Source organism: Anaeromyxobacter soli (assembly GCF_022808855.1).
Lineage (GTDB): Bacteria > Myxococcota > Myxococcia > Myxococcales > Anaeromyxobacteraceae > Anaeromyxobacter > Anaeromyxobacter soli.
In genome coordinates, this window is the sequence record NZ_JAKZLF010000009.1 from 36,364 (window position 1) to 56,386 (window position 20,023).

Consider the following 20,023-nt stretch of genomic DNA (forward strand, 5'->3'; position numbering starts at 1 on the left):
GGGAGCCGGTCGTCCCTGGGCTCCTGCCTGCCGGGGCGCGGCAGGCGGAGCGGTTCCGACCGCCTACTCGAGCTCGAGGGCGTCTTCCTCGGCGCGCACCGCGCGCGCGGAGGAGCGCGGCAGGGTCGCGACGTAGCAGGTGCCGGCGCGGGTGCGGACGCGCGCGAGCCGTCCGCGGTGCTGCAGCACGATCTTCCGTGCGACGACGAGGCGGAGCGTGCCGACGGTGTCGTCGGCCCCGTCGGGGCGGACGCCTTCCTCGAAGTAGGTGACGAAGCGGTCGCCGCGCGCGAGCGGGCGCGGGAACTGGACGCGGAAGACCACCTCGTCCTCGTACTCCCGCCAGCGCAGCGACACCGGTCCGGCGCCGGCGGAGCGCTTGATGGCGTCCTCGAGGAGGATCGTGATCGCGTACGCGACGCGTCTCGCGTCCCATTCGCCGGAACCTTCGCGATCCGGATCCGGCGCGTACTCGACGTCGTCCGCCAGCGCCCGGACCTCCGCCAGCGCGGCGGGGCAGAGCTCGGCCAGGCTGGTGTGCGTCCACTCGAGCGGGAACTCTCCCTCCACGCCCGGCGTCCGGGCGGCAGGGCGCTCGATCGGCTCCCGGGGAGTCTCCCTGGAAGGCATCTGATCCATGTGGTTCGTCTCGATCGACACGTTTTCCTCGCTGCGCCGTTGGGCGTGAATCGCCGAGGTGCTGGCGTGTATGGAACGGGCGCCGGATGTCCGGAAATTCCTGCGCCCCTTCTCGCCTCGTCGGCCCTCGGCGGCCGAGGAGCCGAGCGATCGCTCGTGCTCGGCGCCCGGGCATCTCGCGAAATGCGAGGGCTGCGAGAGCGCGCGGAGCTCGAGCGCGAGTGGAAAGTCTGCCCATCGTGCGGTCAGCAGGCGCGCCTCACGCCCTCCGTCGAGCGCGCCGCGCGGTGGAACGCTCGGCGGCGGACCGCTTCGCGGCGCGACCCGCTGCCGGCCTTCCCCGCCCGGACGCGCGCCGGCCAGATTCACGGTGCGTGCTGGACGTCCACGCCCGCGCCCCTTGCGCGACGCGCCCGCTCCTCGGCGATGCCCCGCGGTCGGGGCCCGCCCCGAGGGAACTCGGCGCCATCCTCGATCCCGGGGCAGGATTCGCGGCCGGAGAGACCCCCATGCCCACGCGCGCTGAGAAGATGCCTTTCGAGGAGGTCCTGAAGCGGTTCCCCTTGCCGGTGAGCGTCGTCACCGTCGGCCGGGGAGGCGCGGAGAACGCGCTCAGCGTGTCGTGGGCGTGCCCCGTCTCGTTCGACCCGCCGCACGTCCTCATCGCGGTGGACCGGCAGCACTACTCGATCGACTTCCTCGTCTCGACGAAGAACTTCGCCGTGAACATCCTCAAGGCCGACCAGCGGCGGATGGCCGGCCACTTCGCGCGGCAGAGCTTCACGGGCGAGGACAAGCTCGACGCGGTGCGCACGCACGAGGGCGTCACCGGAGCGGCGCTCTTCGACGACGCGCTCGCCTGGCTCGACTGCGAGCTCGTGCGGACGCTCGAGGTGGGCGATCACCTGCTCTGCATCGGCCGCGTCGTGGACGCGCGCGTGCTCGCCGAAGGCCCCGCCCTCCTCACCACCGATGGCGTGCAGTACGGGAAGGCGCGCCCCTGAGCCGCGCAGCCGGCGGCCCGGCTTGGTCCTCGCCGCAGCGCTCGGCGCGGGCGCGCGGAAGGCCTGGTTCCCCGCGGGCGCGGGCATCCCGGACCCGGACAGCGCCCCGCCTTCGTCGGCCGGGATTCGGGGCGGAGCGGCCGACCCGCCGAACGGCACCGTTCCCCCGTTGACCGTCTCGGGTCGCGGTGCTACGTATCCGCTCCCCGCAGTTCCCGGGGCGTAGCGCAGCCTGGTAGCGCACTTGCTTGGGGTGCAAGTGGTCGCTGGTTCAAATCCAGTCGCCCCGACTTAGAAGCCCCCGGATGCACTCGCGAAAGCGGCGCTCCGGGGGCTTCGTCTTACGGCTTGGTGCGCGCTGACAGCAAGGGAGCAGCAACCGGACCTAAAAGCCGCTGTCCGGCGTTCTCCGGGCACCACCTCCGCCAGTACGAGCACCGGCCTCTCCGAGTTGGTCAATGGTGAGATTGGGGCGCCGGCTGGGGCGCGCTCTCCGCCTCGACGCCATCCGGCGCGGGCGCAGTCGGAGCCGGCCGCGCTGCCGCGGCGGCGCGTCCGTTCGAGTGTGAGCCGTGGCCCGCGTTCATCGCCGCGTGGCCAGCGAGCATGAGGGCCGCGCAAACGGCCATTCCGATCAGCCACATCGTCGATCACTCCTTCCGCGAACGGTCGCCGGCGAGTTCACCCGACTGCTTCAGCGTGGCGATGATCTTGTCGGCCACCTGGCGCGCCACTGCTTTCAGCTCCTGCTCGGGCACGGCGTCCATCGAGAAGAGATCGCCGTACTTCCTGTGGAAGGGCAGCGCGTCGATCTCGACGACCTTCTCCTCTCCGATCAGGCCCTTCAGGGCGCGCCCGTGGCACTGCAGGAAGCAGCCGTCGATCATGACGACCTTCTCCGCGCCCTTAACCCACGACGCCATCGCGGAGTGAGGCACGAAGAAGGCCTCGCCATGGCACGCGCGTGCGAGGGTCGGCTCCGCCTTCGCGACGAGGTTGGCTGCGAGCCTCGCGATCTCCCCGCGGACGCAGGGTCCTTCGCAGGAGAGCACGGGGATCTTCTTCTCCTCGAGCTGCTGCTTCGCGTACGTCTCGCCGACCGGGCAGAAGCCCTTCACACCCTGCACGTCCAGCGAGAAGTCCGGTGTCTTGCCTTCCATCTGGTCCACCTGCCTCGAGCGATCTCGAGGCGGATCGTGTTCGTCTCCTCCCGCAGACGAACCGCGAACCTGAAAGGATACGGGAGCCGCTCACCCAGGCGTTCGGGGAGACGAGGTCGTCGACCTTGGGCGCGCAGGTGAGAATGCCGAGCTCGACCTCCAGCGCGGCGACGCCCGGCGCCGCTGCAGCGACTGCGTAATCGCCAGCTCGCGTCCTTCTTCTCTCCCGCGGGCGCGTCGATATCGAAGCCCTGCTCCATCTGAAACGCCGGGACCTCGGCCTTCGGGATGCCCACCCGCTTCGCGGGCACTCCCGCGACGGCGTGTGCGGCGCCACGGGGTCGAGCACGACGCTGCCCGCTCCTACCATCGAGCCGTCACCGATGACGATGGGTCGATGCGCGGCGAGGCTTCGCAGCTTCGCCACGTCCACGTTCATCGCGAGCCGCGACCCAAAGTCATAGCCCATCGCGAGCCTGCGCTGCGAATGGTGTCGCGCGCTGCCATCGTTCGGAGACGGCGCCGCGTCATGAACTTCGATTCCGCCATGGGTGACGGTGATCGGATAGAGTGGGGCCGGGGAGGGTTGCCGTGTCCGGTCCCGAACAGCCGAATGCTTGTCGCGATGACGAACCGGGTGACGCGAGTCCCATAGATCGCATTCTGACCGGCCCGGGCCAGCTGCTGCTGGCTGTGACGCTCGTCGGCGCCGCAGTTGCGGCAGCTCTGTGGTTTCGAGCGACCGCGCTGGACCCGGAGACCGCTGACATGTCCCGGGCGATCTGGGCGTTCCCCCGGATCGGCGTCACGCTCGGTTTCTTCATCGCCTCAGCAGCGACCCTCGAACGGATCGGCGTACCGATCTACCGCACGGGCCGGGAAGACGGCGAAGACCGCGGTGAGCCTTGGCGTGTCTGGTTGGGCGTGCTGGGCATGTCGGGAGCATTGTTCCTGCTCGCCAGCTTGCTCCTGGGTTGGGATGGATAAGCCCTGGTCCTTGGCCCCGCCTGCGACGCAACCCGTGGCCTGGCGAGGCGCATGTCCAAGCATCGAGGTCGCGCGGTCACCGAAACGATTCCCGGGGGCATCCGGATCACCGTGGCGGTCCGGAAGAACTGGCCGATGCTTCTCTTCCTTCCCGTGTGGCTCGCTGGCTGGGCATTCGGCGAGATCACAGTGATCGGCACGCTCGCGGGAGCCCCCGAGATCTCCAACTCGCCCAGACCGATCGGGTTTCTCGTGGTCTGGCTCAGCGCCTGGACGTTTGGCGGCGCCCTCGCCATCGCCGCTTTCCTGTGGAACGCGTTCGGGCGCGAGACGCTCGAGATCAGCGGCCGGACCCTGAGGATCCGCCAGCACGCGCTCGGGATCGGTCGCACGCGTGAGTACCCTCTCGATCAGGTCCGGGCACTTCGCGTCGCGGCCGCGCCGCTCCAGCCCTTCTCGTTCGCGGGGAGCATGAGGTACTGGGGATTCGGGAACGGAGTCGTCGCGTTCGACCATGGCGGCCGCACGATCCGGATCTTCACCGTCGACGAGGACGAGGCGTCCTCGATCGTTGAATCGCTCAAGCCGCGTCTGGGGCCCGCCTGAACAGCGTCCACGCGCACCGCGCGCCCATCATCACGACCCGAACACCGGGCCCCGCCGCGGGCCGTTACCGATCTTCCTGGCACGTCTCGACAAGTATTCCCGCAGGCTCGATACACCCGGTATGCTCGTTCCTGTGGCACGCGCGAGACAGATCCTGCTGGTCGTAGGCATCTGCGTTGCCGCGATCGGAGCAATGGCGCTGCCATTTCCCCGCGCAAGTCCGAAGGCCCTCACCCAGAGCTTCTTCGAGAGAGTCGCGATGACGGGCGCGTTCACTCGGCCAGGCCTCATCCTGCTTGGCGTTGGTCTCGGCTGTCTCGCGCTTGCTGCGTTGATGCCTTCGGGTCGGCAGTAACCCCTGGCCAATGCGGTGTCCTGCCTCCCTGCCGACGCGCCAAGAGGTACGTAGAGTCGGGCGGGTGAGGGCGCCTCCGCCGCCAGTCAGCCGGGACCGAGAGGTGGACGCGCTTCGGGAGGACATCGGAGAGGCCGTGGAGCGACGGCGCCGTCTCGTGCGAGAACGCCCGCCTGCTTCGACCAGAGCCAGACCTCGGCGAGCTCCTCGTGCTCGCCGGGCGGACAGTGAACGATGCGGTAGATACCGCGCCGCACGCGGCTTTCGATAAGCGGGCAGGCTCGACCTCGGCGACTTCATGTCTTTCGAGGTCAGGGTAGACACGCGCCACCCCGACACACCGGGCCCGGCGTCGCGCAGCTGCAACGCTATGCAACGGCGTAGCGGACCAGCACCTCGGGGATCGCGACCGCGACCGCGCCATACAGCGGTCAGAGCCGCTTGAAGCCTGCTACGAGCACGGCGGCCTGCGAGTCGTCCACGCCTCCCAGCGTGAAGTCCATGGCGACGGAGTTGAGCGTCCTCACGTCGCTGCGCGGCTGCTTGGCTCGGTCAAGGACCCCGTGCATCTTCACGCCCACAGTCCGCAGCGGCATGTTTTCCTTCCGGGCAAGCGCCTGAATCAGTTCGACCCCGCAGGCCGCGACGGCGGAGAGCGAGACCTCTACGGGCGTCACCTCTTCGCCGGGCGCGCCGTTTATCACCGGGCCGTCGATGATGAAGTGGTGGTCCCGGATGCCGCACAAGACGCGGCCGAACACGTCGGTCGAGCGAGCCGTAACGTCGTACTCGCTCACCGCCTGCGCTGGAGTCGCCATGGGCAGGGGGAAAGTCTCGCCCCACTCCTGATGCACGGTTCTTCCGGGTGGCCTCCTCGGCAGGAGTGCCGAGAAGATCGCGGTGATTGCGACTTGCGAGGCGAATGGAGTGAACCCCGTCGAGTACCTCGGCGACGTGCTCATACGCGTGCAGACCCACCCGGATTCGCGGATCGACGACCTGCTGCCGCACGACTGAACGCCGCGACTCGAGCGCCTTCTTGAGCTCCGCGCGCTACGCCTTCAACTTCGCGATCAATTGCCCATCACGCTCGCGCCCGCGCTCGACCAGGCCCGCGAGGCCGCCGGCGACCGGGACGTCCGCATCGCGGGCGGATTCCGGAGCCGAACAGCACGGGCGAGAGAGGACGTGAACGCCGGCCTGATCGACGAGTTCTCGCTCGCGCAGGATCGTTGCGCCGCGTCTTCTTCGCGGGCGCACGCGCTGGCGAACGACGGTTGCATCTACAACTGAGGTTGTAGGTACCACTTCGGCGTGCCGCAAGCCGATCTCCGCGACGCCCGCGCGATCCCGATTCGCTGCCGGCCGAACGATGACTCGAGCGGAACATCTCCGCATGGTCGACCTCGGCGAGCAGGCGTGGCCGGAGGAGGCGCCGTTCCACACGCCGGTCTTCGTCGTGACGACGAGAAGCGTGACCCCTGGGAGCGGCCGGGCGGGACCACCTTCCACTTCGTCAAAGACGGCATCGGTCTTTGACAGGGACCCTGGCGATCGTGCCAGCGCCCGCACGTGCCGGCGCTACACCGCGGCGCTTCCACCAGACTCGACGGTCGTTGACCGCGCTCAACGTGCGCTCGTTCTTCCGCACCGACCGGCGCCCCAGGCGGCACCTACCGGCGCGCACGCTTCGCGATCGGCCGGCAAGGCGGAGGCGGTCTCCGCCACCGGGCGCATCGGAGGTCGCACGACGCGGGAGTGGAACGATGGACCGGAACGCCGACGCAAGCAGTCGCTGGCTCGACCAGAGCGAGATCCGAACGCAGCAGGCCCTGGGGCCGCTGGTGCTGGTGGGGGCCTACGTCATCGACGACTGGCGGCTGGTGGCGCTGCAGGGCGGGTTCCTGCTGCTGACGGCGCTGCACGACGCCCTGGGGCCCTACGCCCTCCTGTACCGATGGGTGCTGAGGCCCCTCGGTCTCGTGGCGCCCGATCTGCGCGTGGACAATCCGGAGCCCCACCGCTTCGCCGCCGCCTTCGGATTCTCGGTGCTCGCCGTCGCCGCCTTCCTGCTCGCGAAGGGGCACGCGACCGCGGGGTGGATGCTCGCCTTGACCGTGGCGATCCTCGGCGGGATCGCCTTCTTCGGCTGGTGCGCCGGCTGCTTCACGTACTACGTGCTCCATCGCCTCGGCGCGCGCGGGTTCTTCGGTCGCGCTCCGATCGGCGCGGCCTTCCCCGGTATCCGTCCGCCCCGGAGCGGAGGGCGGTGAGCATGGGGACGATCGCGGAGCGGGGCCTCCATGCCGTGGCGATCCTGCTCACGCTGGCGCTCGCGGCCGCGGCGCTGAAGCGGTGGCAGAAGCTCAGGGCGAGCCGGGCGCGTCCCCTCGCCGGGCTCGAGCCGGGGAAGGTGTCGATCGTCTACTTCCACTCCCCATCCTGCGCGGTGTGCCGGACCACCCAGAGGCCCATCCTCGAGAGGCTGCTCGCCCGCGAGGGCGGAGACCGGCTGCACCTGATCTCGATCGACGTGAGCGAGAGGGGGGAGGTCGCGCGCGCGTGGGGCGTGAGCACGGTGCCCAGCACCTACGTGATCGGCTCGAGCGGCGAGGTGGAACACGTGAACAACGGCCTCGCCAGCGAGCCGACGTTGCGGCGCCAGGTGTCCTCCCAGGACGGGCATCGGAGGTGATCTTGGCGCGGCGCGGGTGTCCCCCGGAGGCGAAGCGTTGACTGCAGTCAACGGGCGGCTGCTCGAGGGAACCGGCGGCCGGCGGGTAGGGTCGAACGTGCGCAACCGCTCGGGTCGCATCGTCACTCGTGCTCGCGGGGAGCTCGACTCGGGCACCACGGCTTCACTGGAGGCAGAAAGATCATGAAACACGACGACGAGGTGAACACGCCCGGAGGACACGCGGCGGGAATGCCCGGAGGTATGGAAGGTGCGGCCGGGATGAAGGCCATGCTCGAGGCCATGCCCGGGGGCATCAAGTCGCCGTCCGGGCATTACTGGTGCGCGATGTGCAAGAAGATGTTCGAGATGGAAGACGCCGTGTGCCCGTACATGCCCAGCATGTGCGTCAACACGCCGATCGCCATCGAGACGCTGCCGCCGGGCTCCACCGCGTTCTACGAGCGGATCGGGCTGTTCTACCCGAAGCTCGCGCAGGCCCTGCTCGCCTCCGCGGTCGCTCGCGCGGCCAGCCCGGAAGACCTCGGCATCGCGTTCGCGGACAACTTCCTCGCCGATCTCGCGGAGTGGAACGTGCAGTACCGGGCCAGCCCGCTGGAGACGATCAAGTCGTACCTCATCTACACGTCCGGATTCGACGTGGCCACCCGCAGCACCGAGACCGGTCTGACGTTCCTGCTCCTCGACGCACAGCGCCTCTGGGGACGGGAGATGCCGGACAAGAAGCGCAGCCGGAGCGCCCTGCTGGCCGGCGCCGAGCGCGTGGCGCGGGCGCTCGAGCTCGATGTCCGCATGGACCTGCACTTCATGGACGTCAGCGCGGGACCCATGGGCCGGTACTTCTGCGCGCAGTGCAACATGTTCTTCGAGTACGGGCAGCAGCAGGCGCAGGTGACCTGCCCGTTCATGTCGCAGAAGTGCAAGTTCCGGCCGAAGCCCCTGCCCGAGGCGCTCGCGTCGGGCGATCCCCGCGGCGCCACCTTCGACCTCGGGATCCTCGCCCGGATCTACGAGGTGTCCCCGAAGCTGCACCGGCGAAACTTGAAGAGCGCCATCGGTTCCCGCCCTGCGAGCGGCCGTGCGCCATTCACAGCCGCGGTCGCCGCCGAGCTTCTCGAGCGCGAGCTGCAGACCTGGAGCTTCGACGTGAACGACGCCGGCGGGCTGGCCAAGCTGCGCGAGCAGCTCGGGCTGTAGGGAACCCCCGTCCCCGCCGGCGCCGGCCGAGCCGCGGGATGCGCCACGTCAGCCTGGCGCACCCGCGGCCTTGCGGAGCGCGCCGGCGTCCAGGACCTGGAGCTTGCGCGGGCCGAGCCGGTGAAGCACCCCGGCCTCGACGAGCTTCGTGAGCGCGCGGGAGAGGCTCTCCGGCACGACCCCGATGACGGCCGCGAACTCCCGCGCGCGCACCGGCAGCTCGACCACGACGAGCGGACCCGCGTCCGGACCGTCCGGAAGCAGGGCCGCGAGCGCCGCCGCGACGCGCGGCAGCACCTCGGGGACCGACGACCGCTCGATGCGGTCGAACGCCTCCCGGACCCGGGTCGCGAGGAGCTTCACAACCGCGAGCGCGACCTGCGGGTCGCGCTCGAACGCGCTCCGCAGATCGCTCCGGGACACCACGAGACCCGTCGCTTCCTCCAGGGCCTGGGCGCCTGCGGGGTACGGCCGGCCGTCGAGGAGCGGCATGAACCCGAACACGTCTCCGGGGCCGAAGAGATAGATCGTGACCGCGCTCCCAGTCGGCAGGGCGCGGAAGATCTTCACGCGCCCGGACTCGAGCGCGACGAGCATCCCGGAGTCGTCGCCCTCGCGCCAGAGGAGGCTCCCGGCCTCGAACGTGCGGCGGTGCGCGTACGGCGCGAGCAGCGCGCAGATCTCCCGCGCGAGACGCTTGCGCTCTTCCGATGGGGCGAGGGGACGTGTGGGCATCGGGCCGGGAACTCCAGCAGGTCGGTTCTACACCCAACGCTCGCCGCAGCGCGTTCGGCGTTCGCGGTCCGGAGGCCCCGTCGCGAGCACCGGGATCGCAATCGGTATGGACCGGGGCCCCCCGACAGCGGCCCCGAGCGATCCCTTTCCGATCAGTATTCCTTCTGCCAGTTCACGCTGGCCTCGCCCGCGCGGGCGTCCCCGTAGCTGCCGTTGACGTTCCAGCGCTTCGAGAGCTGATACTCGAGGTCCACCTGGTTGGAGTTCTCCCCGCGCAAGGGGTCCGCTCCGATCCTGCCGGTGAAGCCCACGTAGAAGCGGTCGTTGACGTAGGTGCCGGCCTCGAGCTTCGTGCCTGCGACGCCGCTGTCACCCGCCTCGATGGAGAGGACGTCGAGCGGGAGCTTGCTGGAGAGCGTCGTCTTGAGCTGGGAGGCCGCGAAGGAGCCCACGAGCGAGGCGGCCTCTCCCGAGGTCGACGTCTTCCCCGTCCCCCGGTGCAGAGACGTGTGGCCCGTCGCGAGCAGCGTGTAGATCTCCGTCTCCGGAAGCGGCGGCTCCGAGGTCGGCAGCAGCTGCAGCTTGCTGGGCTCGCCTCGCACGTCGAGGTGCACCGTCACCTGCTCGATCTCGTTCTTGTAGATGGCGGAGACGTTCAGGCCCGGCGCCATCGCCGGCCCCTTGAAGGACACCTTCGAGTCGCGCTGCAGGTCGAAGCGCCGCCCGAACACCTCGAGCCGCCCCCGGATCACGTTCAGGTCCCCGAAGAGCTTCGGCTCCGAGGCGTATTCGATGCGAAAGCCGTCGGAGAATCCGAGCTCCATGTTCACGTCGTTGCCCTTGACCCACAGGTTTCTCTGAGCATTCACGAGGACGGTGAGCTGCGTCCCCGCGCGCCCCGAGCCGGTCGATCCCGTCCCTGCTTCCCGCGAGGCAACCAGCCCCGTCTCGCCGCTCGCTCCCGCTGGCGCCTTGCGCTTCGTGCCACGGACCGGCTTCCCGTTCATCGTCAAGACGACGTCCAGAGGATCGTCCAGCTTCTGCAAGTCCTTTCGTTGCACGTCGGGGAGGACCACGTGCGCCTCGGGGATGTTGAGGTTCCTGATGGTCACGTCGGTGGGGGAGACGTTGCCGTCCGCCGTGCTCCGGAGCGACAGCGTCGCGGCGACCTGCCCCTGGGTCACCACGGGGAACTTGTCCAGAGCTGCCTCGGCGTGAAGCTTGAACGCCTTGCTGCCGGTCCGCGTGGCCTGCGCCGAGAGCTTCGCGGTGCCGCCTCCGGCCGTGGCGGACAGGTCCTGTAGCTCGATGCGGTCGTTGTCTCCCCTTGCCAGCAGGTGAACCTTCGTGAACTCGCCGTTCTCTCGGGTGAAGACGAGGCCATCCTTCCACTCGAGCCGTCCATTCACCGTCGGCGCGCCCATCGTCCCGCTCACGCGGGCATCCGCGTACACGAGCCCGCCCACCTTCTCCACGGCGCCGCTCAGGTTCGAGAGGAAGGCCGGGTCGAAGTCCTTCGCCCGGAGTGTCGCGACCACCGGCGCCGTATCGAGCCGCTCCGTCCGACCCACGGCGGGGTAGGAAAGGTCCACGTGTGCGGTGGCCGCGACGTGCAGCGCGCCACCGTTCTTCGACGTCAGCGACAGGTCGAGCATCTCCTTCGCATCCGCATAGTCCAGCGCGACCACCACCTGTCCGTCGGGTCCAGTCTCGGCGCCGAGCCCATCCACACGCATCCGAAGGGTCAGCCGCGGGTCGTGGAGGGTGCCGCTCAAGCCGAGCCGCCCCGTGAGCGTGCCGCGAACTCGAGGAGGGGCCTGCGCAGGGTCCTCGTTCGCCGGCTGAGCCGCGGCTTGAACCTCGGACAAGGAGAGCGGACCGAGGTTCGCTTCCAGTGAGAGCGGCGTCCCTGCCAGGCGGCTGCTGTCCTGTAGCTGTTTCGGATCGGCGCGGACGCGCGCCCTGGCCGTGAAGATGGACTTTCGCTCCCGCTCGGCCCGGACCTCGGCCTGAAGCTCGTCTCCGAGCTGGAGACGCAAGAGGGCATCGAGCGGCGTCACGCCCCGCGTCGCGAGGCCTCGCCCGCGAATGGAGACCTCACCGCGAGGAGTCCTGGCCGAGCCGGTCACGTGCACCCGCGCGCTCAGCGTGCCATCCAGCGGGCGGTCACTCACTCCGGCCTCGGCGAGGAGCTTCAGCGGAACCTCGCGGACGTCCGCCTCGAGCCGGACCTCGGCCGCCATGAGCGCGGTTAGCGTGGGCGGCTGGCGGATCAGCTGGCCGAGCGTGAACGGCGTCGCGAGCTCGATGAAGCTCTTCTCTCCCTCCATCCCCAGGTCCACGCGCAGCCCGAGCCGGCCGTCGTCTGCGCTCTTCGCGACGACGTCGAGCTCCGAGGCCGCGAGCTGCTTCACCCGCAGCCTGCGGCCCTCGAGCGCGACCTTCAGCCTGGGGTCGTCCGCCGTCCCTCTCAGCGAGACCTCCGCCGAGACGAGCCCGGAGATCGGCTTCTCGATACCGAGCTTCCGCAGCGATTCGTCGAGGCGCAGCTCGGCCATCCGGATGTCCACGTTCACGGGGACGTGCCGCCCCTCCTGAAGCGCCTTCACGGGGACGTCGAAGGCGCCGGTCAGCCTGATCCCTTCGCCATTTGCGGCGAGCGTTCCCTTCGCCTGGTCCTTGGCGTACGACGCATCCAGGTGAAGCTCGACGTCGTGATAGCTCTTGAAGCGCCCGCCCCGAAGGTCGACCCGCGCCTTCGCCTCCGGCTTCGAGCTCGGGCCGCTCACACGCGCCTCCAGATCCAGGACCCCGCCCACCGCGAGCGCAGGGTCGACGAGGGCCTTCGGGAGCCTCCCGAGATCGAGCGAGCGGAGATCGAGTGACGCGTCGAGCTTCGTTCCGCGCTTCAGCATCCTGAACGAGATGGCCTCCTGACCGGACCTCAAGGTCAACGGCGAGACCGAGAGCAAGCCGGCGCGAGACTCGAGCCGGACCGGCGCGACGAGGGACCACTGGGCCTCCGGGTAACCCAGCGACAGCGCCGTCAACGTCCCACCGCGCCCATCCCGGGAGAGCGTGGCCTGCGCACGGAGGCTCAGCTCCGCGTAGCCGTGCACGGCCGCGTCCAGCGTGAGGTCCTGGCGACGCCCCTCCACCGCGAGGTGCACCGCCCGGAACACCTTCCCGGGCGAGAGCGCCAGCCTCCTCGCGGCGAGGCGCGTCCTCACCCCGGTCGGCGCCTTCAAGTCCGGAACGTTCAGGTCGAGCGCGAGACCGGCCACCGTGCTCTTCTGATACGCGAGAAACGGAAAGCCGCCGTGCGCCGTGATCGATGGGTGCTCGACCGAACCCCCGATCGCGAAGCCCATTGATCCGCGGCCCTTCATGGAGCGCGCTCCGGGGCCGACGAGCTTGCCCAGCGTCCGGCCGAATGCCTCGAGGTCTCTGGCCACGAGCTTTCCACCCAAGGCCAGCCGCTCCTTTCGTCCTTGCCCTCTCGCCTCGATCCGCAGTCCGGGCACGTTGACCAGCAGCTCGGAGAGCTGCAGCTCGCCATCGTTCGCCGAAGCCAGCACGCGCACCGGACCCATGGTCTCCCCTGCCATCGACGAGGGGGGCACGGTCAGCTCCAGCCGGCCGGCCATATCCTCGAGAGAGGTTCCTCCCCCCGACGCGACCAGGTTCAGCGCCACGTCGGACGAGGGACCGCCGCGGAAGAGCTCGCTCAGATCCACGTGGCGAACCGTCACCGTCGCCTCGTGGAGGGTCTTCGCCACGAGGTCGAGCGTCACGTCCGCCCGCACCGTCGCCGAGGCGGCCCTGGCGTCGAGGCGGAGAGAGAGCGCATCGCCCTTCCGAACGGCCTTCGCCGAGAGCGAGGCGTCCGCGCGGAGCGGGTAGCCCGGAGAGAAGGCGTCGGCGATCTCCGGCGGGATGACGAGCGACTCGATCTGGACGTCCGCGGTGGTCTCGCTCTCGACGTGCGCCATGGCTACGAGCCTCGCGGTCCCGAGCTCGAGCCCGAGCCGCGCGTCCTTCCGTTCACCCGCGCCCGTGGCGTGGAGGCTCAGGTGAAAGGGACCCTCGAAGGGAGCCGCGACGCCGGCCGTGATCTCCAGCTGCGCGCGGAGCGCATCTCCAACGAGCGAGGCCGAGCCGCTTGCTCCCAGGTCGTCCAGGTGGACGTGACGGGACGCATCCGGGGAGCGCTGCACGACGTCGATGACGCCGTGGACGATCCGGAGGTCCTCCACCACGAAGCCCAGGCTGCCTTCTGGCTCTCCCCCTCGGGCTCGGGCGTCGGGTTCCGCGCCGCGATCGCCCGCTGAAGGTTGCTCCCGCGCTCATCCTGGCGGAGTTGAAGCTCCGGCCGGTCGAGGCGGACGAGCGTCACGTCGATGCGCTTGTGGACGAGCTCAGCAAGCCGGAGGCGAACCTCGAGCTCGGAGACCCGCGCGACGATCCCGCCATCCGGCTCGCGGAGCACCACCCCCTGGAGGATCAGGTGCCCGCCGCGAAGCGAGAGCTCTCGAACGGTGAGCGTGCCCTCGATGGCGGCGTTCGCCTGCTCGAGGACGATCCTTCGAAGCCGCTCTCCCCCTGCCGGCGTCGCGAGGTATGCGAGCGCGCCCAGCACGAGGACGAGCACGACGCCGACGAGCGACAGGGCCCCGATCCCCAGCCGCCACAGCCACCGGCGCCGCCGCGTGCTCCGTGGCTCGCCGCTCCTCGACGTCCCTGAGGCCAAGCTCCGCCCCTTCGCCCGAACAGAACCGTTCATTCATACGTTAGGGGCGCGGGGTCCCGGCCGGAACCGCGGCGAGCGCGTGGGGGCCAGCCCGGCCGGCGGGCGTGCGTCGCGCTAGAAGGCCTCTCCGATGGAGATGTGGATGACGCACGGGCCCTCGGGGGCTCCGGCGCTGGGTCCCCTTCCGATCCCGAAGCAGCTCGACCGCCTCGGGTAGCTGAGCGATGTACCGGGCGATTGAACCACCGCCAGCGGCGGGCCGATGTCCGGGCGGTAGCCGAGGTCCAGCCTGATCGGGCCGACGGGGGTCCGGTACCGGAGGCCACCACCGAAGGCGAGCAGCATGTCGTCGCGAAAGGCCCTGGCGCGAATGTGCTCGCGCGTGACGAAGCCCGCGTCGACGAACGCCGCCAGCACCAGGGCGCCGGTGAGACCGTAGCGAACCTCGAACGACGACTCGAACAGGCCGTTGCCGCCGATCGGTACGGTGTAGCCGGAGGTCGGGGACCCGGGCCGAGGAACGACGAACTGGGGAGAGAGCCTGCGGTTGTTGAAGCCGCGCATTCCGTTCCCGCCGGAGAAGAAGCGGGAGACGATGGGGCTCGCCGTGTCGCCCCCGCTGCTGGGGATGAGCGTCCCCACCTTCAGCCGCGCGGCGAACGTCAGCTTGTCGCGCTCGAGGAAGGACAGGTAGCCGCGGGCCTCGGGGATGATGCGGAAGTACGAGAAGCTGCCGCCCAGGATTCCGCCACCTTCCTGGAACGCCAGGGCGAGGTAGTAGCCGCGGTGGGGCTCCTGGCGGTCATCTCGCTCGTCCCACTCGACGAGCTCCTCCGCGTAGGAGAGGACGCAGTTCTCGGGGCAACCGAAGAGCAGCGTCGGTGCGCCGCCGGCCAGCTGGGCGGACCCGGACTCGAGCCGATACAGCTCGAGGTTGTAGGAGGTCGTGATGGACAGGTTGATCGTCGGCGCGTAGACCACGCCCGCCTTCGCGCGACCGCCGTAGTAGCGGTAGGCGGGCTCGATCCCCCGCTCCGCGGTGAGCTTGCCGTCGAGCTTCAGGTCGCGGAAGAAGAACCTGGGCTGCTCGAGCTCCGCGCCGAGGCTCCCCACCACGCCGCTCTGGGCGCCCGACGCGCTCGTCGCATAGAACGTCGGGATCCAGGCGTAGCCGACCACGGCGTCGAGCGTCAGCTTGCGCAGAGATCCCAGGAAGTCGCGGTCGACGTAGGTCGACTTCACGCGGGCCTCCTGGCTCGTCTGGTCCACCGCGATGCCGCCCCCGACACTGAGCGTGTGGAAGCGAGACTCCTGGGCGTCCACCTGCATCGGGACGGTGAGCGTCCCTGGGTCGGGCTCCCCGGGGCTCACCTTCACGGCCCCGAACACTCCCATCCTGAAGACGCGCGCCTCCGCGACGCTCTGCGCCTTCAAGGAGTACCAGTCGCCCGGCGTCGTGTCCGCCGCGGCCTGCTCGGTGACACGCCAGGGCGGGACACGCGAGGGCGTGTGCTCCCTCACGGACAGCGCGCCGAACCGGTATCGCGGACCGTGGTCGACGCTGACCCTGACATCGGCTGCGCGGGTGTCGAGGCCCACCTCGACCTCGCCCTGCACCGTGGCCGCGGCGTAGCCCTGCTCTCGAAGCGTGTGGAGGAGCTTCTCCTTCAGCCCCTCCCAGCGATCCACGATGAAGATCTGACCTGCCTCGAGCCCGACCTGGTCGCGCAGCAGCTTCCGGTCCTTCTCCGGGAGATCGTCGAGCCCCAGGAGGTCGACCGAGCGGATGCGCGTCGGCTCGCCCTCCTCGACCGTGGCGCGGACGTCCACCGCCTTGCGCCCGCGGGGCTTCACCTCGGTGGCGGTGACCTTCGCCTGGTAGTAGCCCTGCGCCCGATAGAACTTCTCGATGCGCCGGAGGTCCGTCTTCCACGCGCTCTCGTCGAAGTATTGCTTCTTGGAGAAGGGGACCCAGCTGTTCTCCGCGGTGAGGAGACGCTTCTTGATGTCCCCCTCCTCGAGTTTCCTCGCGCCCTCGATACGCACCGAGTGCACCTCCGGCCCCTCCCGCCTTCCCCCCGTCGCGCAGCCCATGGCCAGGACCACGGCCACCACCCGCCAGATCCGTCGTCGCTCGACCATCCACACAAGCTTTGTCGCGCACGGTCGCGCGCTCATGCCCCACTCCAGGACACCCGTTCTCGTTTCCGACTCGGATGGATTCGTTCGGCGAACCCGTGTTTTGACCGTGCAAACGCGCGCGCCGTGAGTGAAGAACGGACCTGTCCCGAAGGATCGGGACTCCGTGGCGACGCGGATGCGCGTCGGAAGGAGGAGCACGTGGCGCATGCGCTCGGCGCGAAGGGTGTGCTCACTCCGCTCGACGGCCTGCTCCCTGACCTGGAGCGGCTCTACACCGACCTCCACGCGCACCCCGAGCTCTCGATGCAGGAGACCCGGACGGCGGGCATCGCGGCGGAGCGGCTTCGCGCGGCGGGCTACGAGGTGACGGCGGGCCTCGGGAAGACCGGCGTGGTCGGCCTGCTGCGCAACGGCGACGGCCCCACCGTCATGCTGCGCGCCGACATGGACGCGCTGCCCGTCGAGGAGCTGACGGGGTTGCCCTACGCGAGCAAGGCCACGTCCACCGACCGCGACGGCAAGGTCGTCCCGGTGATGCACGCCTGCGGCCACGACGTGCACGTCGCCTGGCTGGCGGGCGCGGCCACCCTGTTCGGCCGCGCGCGCGAGGCGTGGCGGGGGACGCTGCTCGCGGTCTTCCAGCCGGCGGAGGAGATCGCCGCGGGCGCCCAGGCGATGATCGACGACGGGCTCTTCACCCGGTTTCCGAAGCCGGCCGTCGTCCTCGGGCAGCACGTCATGGTCGGCTCCGCGGGCGTCCTCGGCTGGCGCGCCGGCGTCATGACCTCCGCCGGCGACAGCCTCCAGATCCGGCTCTTCGGGCGCGGGGCCCACGGGTCGATGCCCCAGGCGAGCATCGACCCCGTGGTGATGGCGGCGGCGACCGTCCTCCGCCTCCAGACCATCGTCTCCCGGGAGCTCGCCGCGACCGAGGCCGCCGTCGTGACCATCGGCGCGCTGCAGGCGGGCACGAAGGAGAACGTCATCCCCGAGGACGCCGTCATCAAGCTGAACGTCCGCACCTTCGACGAGGGCGTCCGCGCTCGCGTGCTCGCCGCCATCGCGCGGATCGTGAACGCGGAGGCCGCGGCGTCCGGGGCGCCCCGGCCGCCGGAGCTCACGCCGCTCGACCGCTACGGAGCCGTCCGGAACGACCCGGAGGCGACGCGCCGCGTGGTCGCGTCGTTCCAGCGGACCTTCCCCGCCGAACGCGTGCGAGAGGTGGAGCCGACGTCGGCGAGCGAGGACTTCGGCTGCTTCGGCGCGGAGTGGCACGTGCCGTCGGTGTTCTGGTTCGTGGGTGGCACCGATCCCGAGGCGTACCGGCGGGCCCGGGACGCGGGCCGGTTGGGCGACCTTCCGACCAACCACAACCCGCGCTTCGCGCCGGTCCTGCACCCGACCCTGCGCACGGGCGTGGAGGCGGCGGTCGCCGCCGCGATGGCCTGGCTCTCGCCGTGAACACCGCGCTCGCGGCAGGGTTCTGAGTCAGGCGGCGACCCTGGCGCGGTCAGGCGGACCGTGCCGGGCCCGTGTCGCGCATCAGGATCTCCTGCGCCACGCTCGCGACGAGCAGCCCGCTGCGATCGAACACGAGCCCGCGCGCGAGCCCCCGCGCGGACTGCGCGGACGGAGAGTCCATTGTGTAGAGGAGCCACTCGTCGACGCGCGCCTGGCGATGAAACCAGAGCGCGTGGTCGAGCGAGGCGACGATCATCGACGGCTGCCACCAACTCCTGCCGTGTGGCCGCAGCGGCGCGCCCGCCAGCGTCGAGTCCGATGCGTACGCGAGGATGCACCGGTGCAGGTGGGGATCGTCTGGAAGGCGGTCGACGGCGCGGAACCAGGCGGCCTGGCGCGGCTCACCGTGGACGCGGCGGAGGGGGTTCTGCGGCTCGACGGGCCGGAACTCGATCGCCCCGGGAGTGCGCATCGCCTCGGCGGTCTGCGGCGGCACGGGGCCCGCGTCGGCGAGCCAGCGCTCGACCAGCTCGCTGTGGCTCGCGAGCGCCTCCGGCGGCGGCACCTCCGGCATGGACGTGGCGTGCTCGAGGCCGGGCTCCGGCTTCTGGAACGACGCGATCATGGAGAGGATGGGCCGCCCGTGCTGGATGGCCTGGACGCGTCGCGCGGAGAAGCTCCGCCCGTCGCGGATCCGATCCACCTGGTAGACGATGGGCGCGGTCACGTCGCCGGGCAGCAGGAAGTAGGCATGGAGCGAGTGCGGCGGGCGACCGTCCACGGTGCGCTCCGCCGCCACCAGCGCCTGGCTGATCACCTGTCCCCCGAAGACCCGGGGCGAGCCGAGGTGTCTCGACTCGCCCCGGAAGAGGTTCACCTCCAGCTGCTCCAGATCGAGCTGCCGGATGAGCGCGCTCAGCGACGGGTCCATTCGTCCTCTCCTTCCCCGGCGCCAAGCTTACTCGACACCGCGGGGATCGCGCCCGGAGAGGATCAGCGAGGCCTGCCTCGCACGACCGCGGGGGTCCACGCGCGCCGGCGGCGCCCGAGCCGCTCCTCCGCGGTCTCGCCGTCGTAGGCCACCGGCACGGGGCGCTGGGTGAACGCCTCCCGCGCCTCGAGCACGTTCGCGTTGAGGGTCGCGTAGGTGGCCCCCTCGATCGTGCTCACCGCCGCGACGTACACGCCGCACGTACGGCAGACGAGGAAGTCCGCGGTGCGCAGACCGAAGCGGTAGCGAGAGACCTCCCCGGCGTCGCGGATCCGCACCTCGAGCGAGCCCGCCGGGTCCGACACCGCGATCGAACCGTGCCGGCGGCAGAACGTACATCCGCACTCGCGCGGCGCGAGCGCCTCGGGCCGCTGCGACGTCTCGAACGTGACCTCGAGGTTGCCGCAGTGACATCGTCCTTCGAATCGCATGAGAAGCTCAGCGCGCGTGAAGCGCCCCCGTCACGCCGTCTTCTTCCGCGTCGACGTCCGCACCCTGCGCAGCGCCTCGTCCGTGAGCGCGGTCATCGCTCCCGCGGCGGCGGTCAACGTCGTGGTCGCCGCGTTGAGCAGCGCGCGCGCCAGCTCCAGGAGCGCACCCCTGACGGCCTTGAGCTCGTCGAGCGCCGTGGACTCTCGTTTCGTCCTGGTTGCCATGGATCGCCCTCCCCTCTGCCTGCATATATGCGGACGCCGCACCGGCAGACCGAGGCGTTCAGGGCTGACACGAAGGAGCCTGCCTCCCGGGCGCACGCGCGCCGGCGACCTACTCGACGAGGTGCAGGCGCCGATGGAGCACTGCGGCTGCGGGGCCCCATGACGGCGCTCGGCCTCGTCGACCTGGGCTCACGTCCGATGGTCGGCGCGCGTCGCTGCGGCGATCTTCGTGAAGAAGGCGGTGAACCCCACCCCGATGCCGATCACCGCCCCCACGACGAGCATCCACTGCACGGAGTGCCCCAGCCAGCGGTCGAGCCCATAGCCGAGGAGCGTGAAGACCGCGACGGAGGCGAGCAGCGTGCTCGACGCGGCCATGTACGGCTCGGCCTTCCGGTACCCCGCTGCGAGGCTCGAGAGCCCGCGCGCGGGGTCCGCCGCACCTCCACCGCCCGGCCCGCCGGTCGGGTCTCGCGCTCGCTGTGCCATTCGGTCTCTCCTCGACCGTCTCGACGTGGAGGTCAGCGGAGCGGTCCAGAGGCGGGAGTCGGACGCGGCTCGGCGCAGGGGCCGGATCGCCGAGCAGGACGTCAACGCTCGGTCGAGAGGAACGTAACGCCAGCGCGATTCCCGCGCGCGATTCCC

Annotated in this window: 20 protein-coding genes, 1 tRNA gene and 1 pseudogene; 12 read left to right on the forward strand and 10 right to left on the reverse strand. The window is 70.3% G+C overall.

From position 1 onward, the window contains the following. Positions 1–63: 63 nt before the first annotated feature. A complete protein-coding gene (locus MLV88_RS08745) occupies positions 64–660 on the reverse strand; it encodes a histidine kinase (RefSeq protein WP_242360304.1) in 597 nt (198 codons plus the stop codon). Positions 661–1,148: 488 nt separating this feature from the next. Between MLV88_RS08745 and MLV88_RS08750 the strand changes: the two genes are divergently transcribed. Further along, positions 1,149–1,643: a flavin reductase family protein gene (locus tag MLV88_RS08750; RefSeq protein ID WP_242360305.1), complete on the forward strand. Its 495-nt coding sequence runs from the start codon at positions 1,149–1,151 to the stop codon at positions 1,641–1,643. Between the two features lie 216 nt (positions 1,644–1,859). Then, positions 1,860–1,933: transfer RNA gene (locus MLV88_RS08755), tRNA-Pro, on the forward strand. 360 nt (positions 1,934–2,293) lie between these two features. Here MLV88_RS08755 and MLV88_RS08760 read toward each other — a convergent pair. Continuing rightward, positions 2,294–2,803: a putative zinc-binding protein gene (locus MLV88_RS08760; RefSeq protein ID WP_242360306.1), complete on the reverse strand. Its 510-nt coding sequence runs from the start codon at positions 2,801–2,803 to the stop codon at positions 2,294–2,296. Positions 2,804–3,394: 591 nt separating this feature from the next. Here MLV88_RS08760 and MLV88_RS08765 point away from each other — a divergent pair. Both MLV88_RS08765 and MLV88_RS08770 read left to right on the forward strand, forming a co-directional pair. Further along, complete coding sequence (locus MLV88_RS08765) at positions 3,395–3,790, forward strand: hypothetical protein (RefSeq protein WP_242360307.1); 396 nt, start codon at positions 3,395–3,397, stop codon at positions 3,788–3,790. A 51-nt stretch (positions 3,791–3,841) separates the two neighbouring features. Then, positions 3,842–4,396 (forward strand): hypothetical protein, encoded by a 555-nt coding sequence (locus tag MLV88_RS08770; protein WP_242360308.1) that lies wholly within the window; start codon positions 3,842–3,844, stop codon positions 4,394–4,396. A 786-nt stretch (positions 4,397–5,182) separates the two neighbouring features. On the opposite strand, the gene MLV88_RS08775 is transcribed toward MLV88_RS08770, so the two are convergent. Beyond that, positions 5,183–5,548 carry an OsmC family protein gene (locus MLV88_RS08775; protein WP_242360309.1) on the reverse strand — a complete coding sequence of 122 codons (366 nt, stop codon included), beginning with the start codon at positions 5,546–5,548 and terminating at the stop codon, positions 5,183–5,185. A 100-nt stretch (positions 5,549–5,648) separates the two neighbouring features. Here MLV88_RS08775 and MLV88_RS08780 point away from each other — a divergent pair. The 5 genes and pseudogenes from MLV88_RS08780 to MLV88_RS08800 form a co-directional block, all read left to right on the forward strand. Continuing rightward, positions 5,649–5,768, forward strand: a pseudogene (locus MLV88_RS08780) (transposase domain-containing protein); the annotation flags it as partial. Between the two features lie 60 nt (positions 5,769–5,828). After that, a complete protein-coding gene (locus MLV88_RS08785) occupies positions 5,829–6,044 on the forward strand; it encodes a hypothetical protein (protein WP_242360310.1) in 216 nt (71 codons plus the stop codon). Positions 6,045–6,517: 473 nt separating this feature from the next. Next, complete coding sequence (locus tag MLV88_RS08790; protein ID WP_242360311.1) at positions 6,518–7,024, forward strand: DUF4395 family protein; 507 nt, start codon at positions 6,518–6,520, stop codon at positions 7,022–7,024. Positions 7,025–7,026: 2 nt separating this feature from the next. After that, positions 7,027–7,446: a thioredoxin family protein gene (locus MLV88_RS08795; RefSeq protein ID WP_242360312.1), complete on the forward strand. Its 420-nt coding sequence runs from the start codon at positions 7,027–7,029 to the stop codon at positions 7,444–7,446. A 261-nt stretch (positions 7,447–7,707) separates the two neighbouring features. After that, positions 7,708–8,643: a hypothetical protein gene (locus tag MLV88_RS08800; RefSeq protein WP_243337296.1), complete on the forward strand. Its 936-nt coding sequence runs from the start codon at positions 7,708–7,710 to the stop codon at positions 8,641–8,643. Positions 8,644–8,691: 48 nt separating this feature from the next. On the opposite strand, the gene MLV88_RS08805 is transcribed toward MLV88_RS08800, so the two are convergent. Beyond that, positions 8,692–9,378, reverse strand: coding sequence for a Crp/Fnr family transcriptional regulator (locus MLV88_RS08805; RefSeq protein ID WP_242360314.1), 687 nt, complete (start codon positions 9,376–9,378; stop codon positions 8,692–8,694). 152 nt (positions 9,379–9,530) lie between these two features. Further along, complete coding sequence (locus MLV88_RS08810; RefSeq protein ID WP_243337298.1) at positions 9,531–13,370, reverse strand: translocation/assembly module TamB domain-containing protein; 3,840 nt, start codon at positions 13,368–13,370, stop codon at positions 9,531–9,533. Between the two features lie 81 nt (positions 13,371–13,451). Between MLV88_RS08810 and MLV88_RS08815 the strand changes: the two genes are divergently transcribed. Next, on the forward strand, positions 13,452–13,709 hold the full coding sequence (locus MLV88_RS08815) for a hypothetical protein (protein WP_243337300.1): 258 nt from the start codon (positions 13,452–13,454) through the stop codon (positions 13,707–13,709). A 29-nt stretch (positions 13,710–13,738) separates the two neighbouring features. Next, on the forward strand, positions 13,739–14,122 hold the full coding sequence (locus MLV88_RS08820; protein ID WP_243337302.1) for a hypothetical protein: 384 nt from the start codon (positions 13,739–13,741) through the stop codon (positions 14,120–14,122). A 120-nt stretch (positions 14,123–14,242) separates the two neighbouring features. On the opposite strand, the gene MLV88_RS08825 is transcribed toward MLV88_RS08820, so the two are convergent. Beyond that, positions 14,243–16,270, reverse strand: coding sequence for an autotransporter assembly complex protein TamA (locus tag MLV88_RS08825; RefSeq protein WP_242336694.1), 2,028 nt, complete (start codon positions 16,268–16,270; stop codon positions 14,243–14,245). Positions 16,271–16,468: 198 nt separating this feature from the next. Between MLV88_RS08825 and MLV88_RS08830 the strand changes: the two genes are divergently transcribed. Continuing rightward, positions 16,469–17,731, forward strand: a complete 1,263-nt coding sequence (locus tag MLV88_RS08830; protein WP_243337311.1) for a M20 family metallopeptidase — start codon at positions 16,469–16,471, stop codon at positions 17,729–17,731. A gap of 49 nt (positions 17,732–17,780) precedes the next feature. Here the strand turns inward: MLV88_RS08830 and tesB are convergent, their stop codons facing one another. From tesB to MLV88_RS08850, 4 genes are all read right to left on the reverse strand, one after another. Beyond that, positions 17,781–18,662 carry an acyl-CoA thioesterase II gene (gene tesB, locus MLV88_RS08835; protein WP_243337313.1) on the reverse strand — a complete coding sequence of 294 codons (882 nt, stop codon included), beginning with the start codon at positions 18,660–18,662 and terminating at the stop codon, positions 17,781–17,783. A 62-nt stretch (positions 18,663–18,724) separates the two neighbouring features. After that, the gene (locus tag MLV88_RS08840; RefSeq protein WP_243337315.1) at positions 18,725–19,153 is read right to left on the reverse strand and encodes a GFA family protein; all 429 of its coding nucleotides are present in this window, start codon (positions 19,151–19,153) and stop codon (positions 18,725–18,727) included. Between the two features lie 30 nt (positions 19,154–19,183). Then, positions 19,184–19,378 carry a hypothetical protein gene (locus MLV88_RS08845; protein ID WP_242336702.1) on the reverse strand — a complete coding sequence of 65 codons (195 nt, stop codon included), beginning with the start codon at positions 19,376–19,378 and terminating at the stop codon, positions 19,184–19,186. Positions 19,379–19,567: 189 nt separating this feature from the next. Then, complete coding sequence (locus MLV88_RS08850; RefSeq protein WP_243337318.1) at positions 19,568–19,867, reverse strand: AtpZ/AtpI family protein; 300 nt, start codon at positions 19,865–19,867, stop codon at positions 19,568–19,570. Between the last annotated feature and the right edge of the window lie 156 nt (positions 19,868–20,023).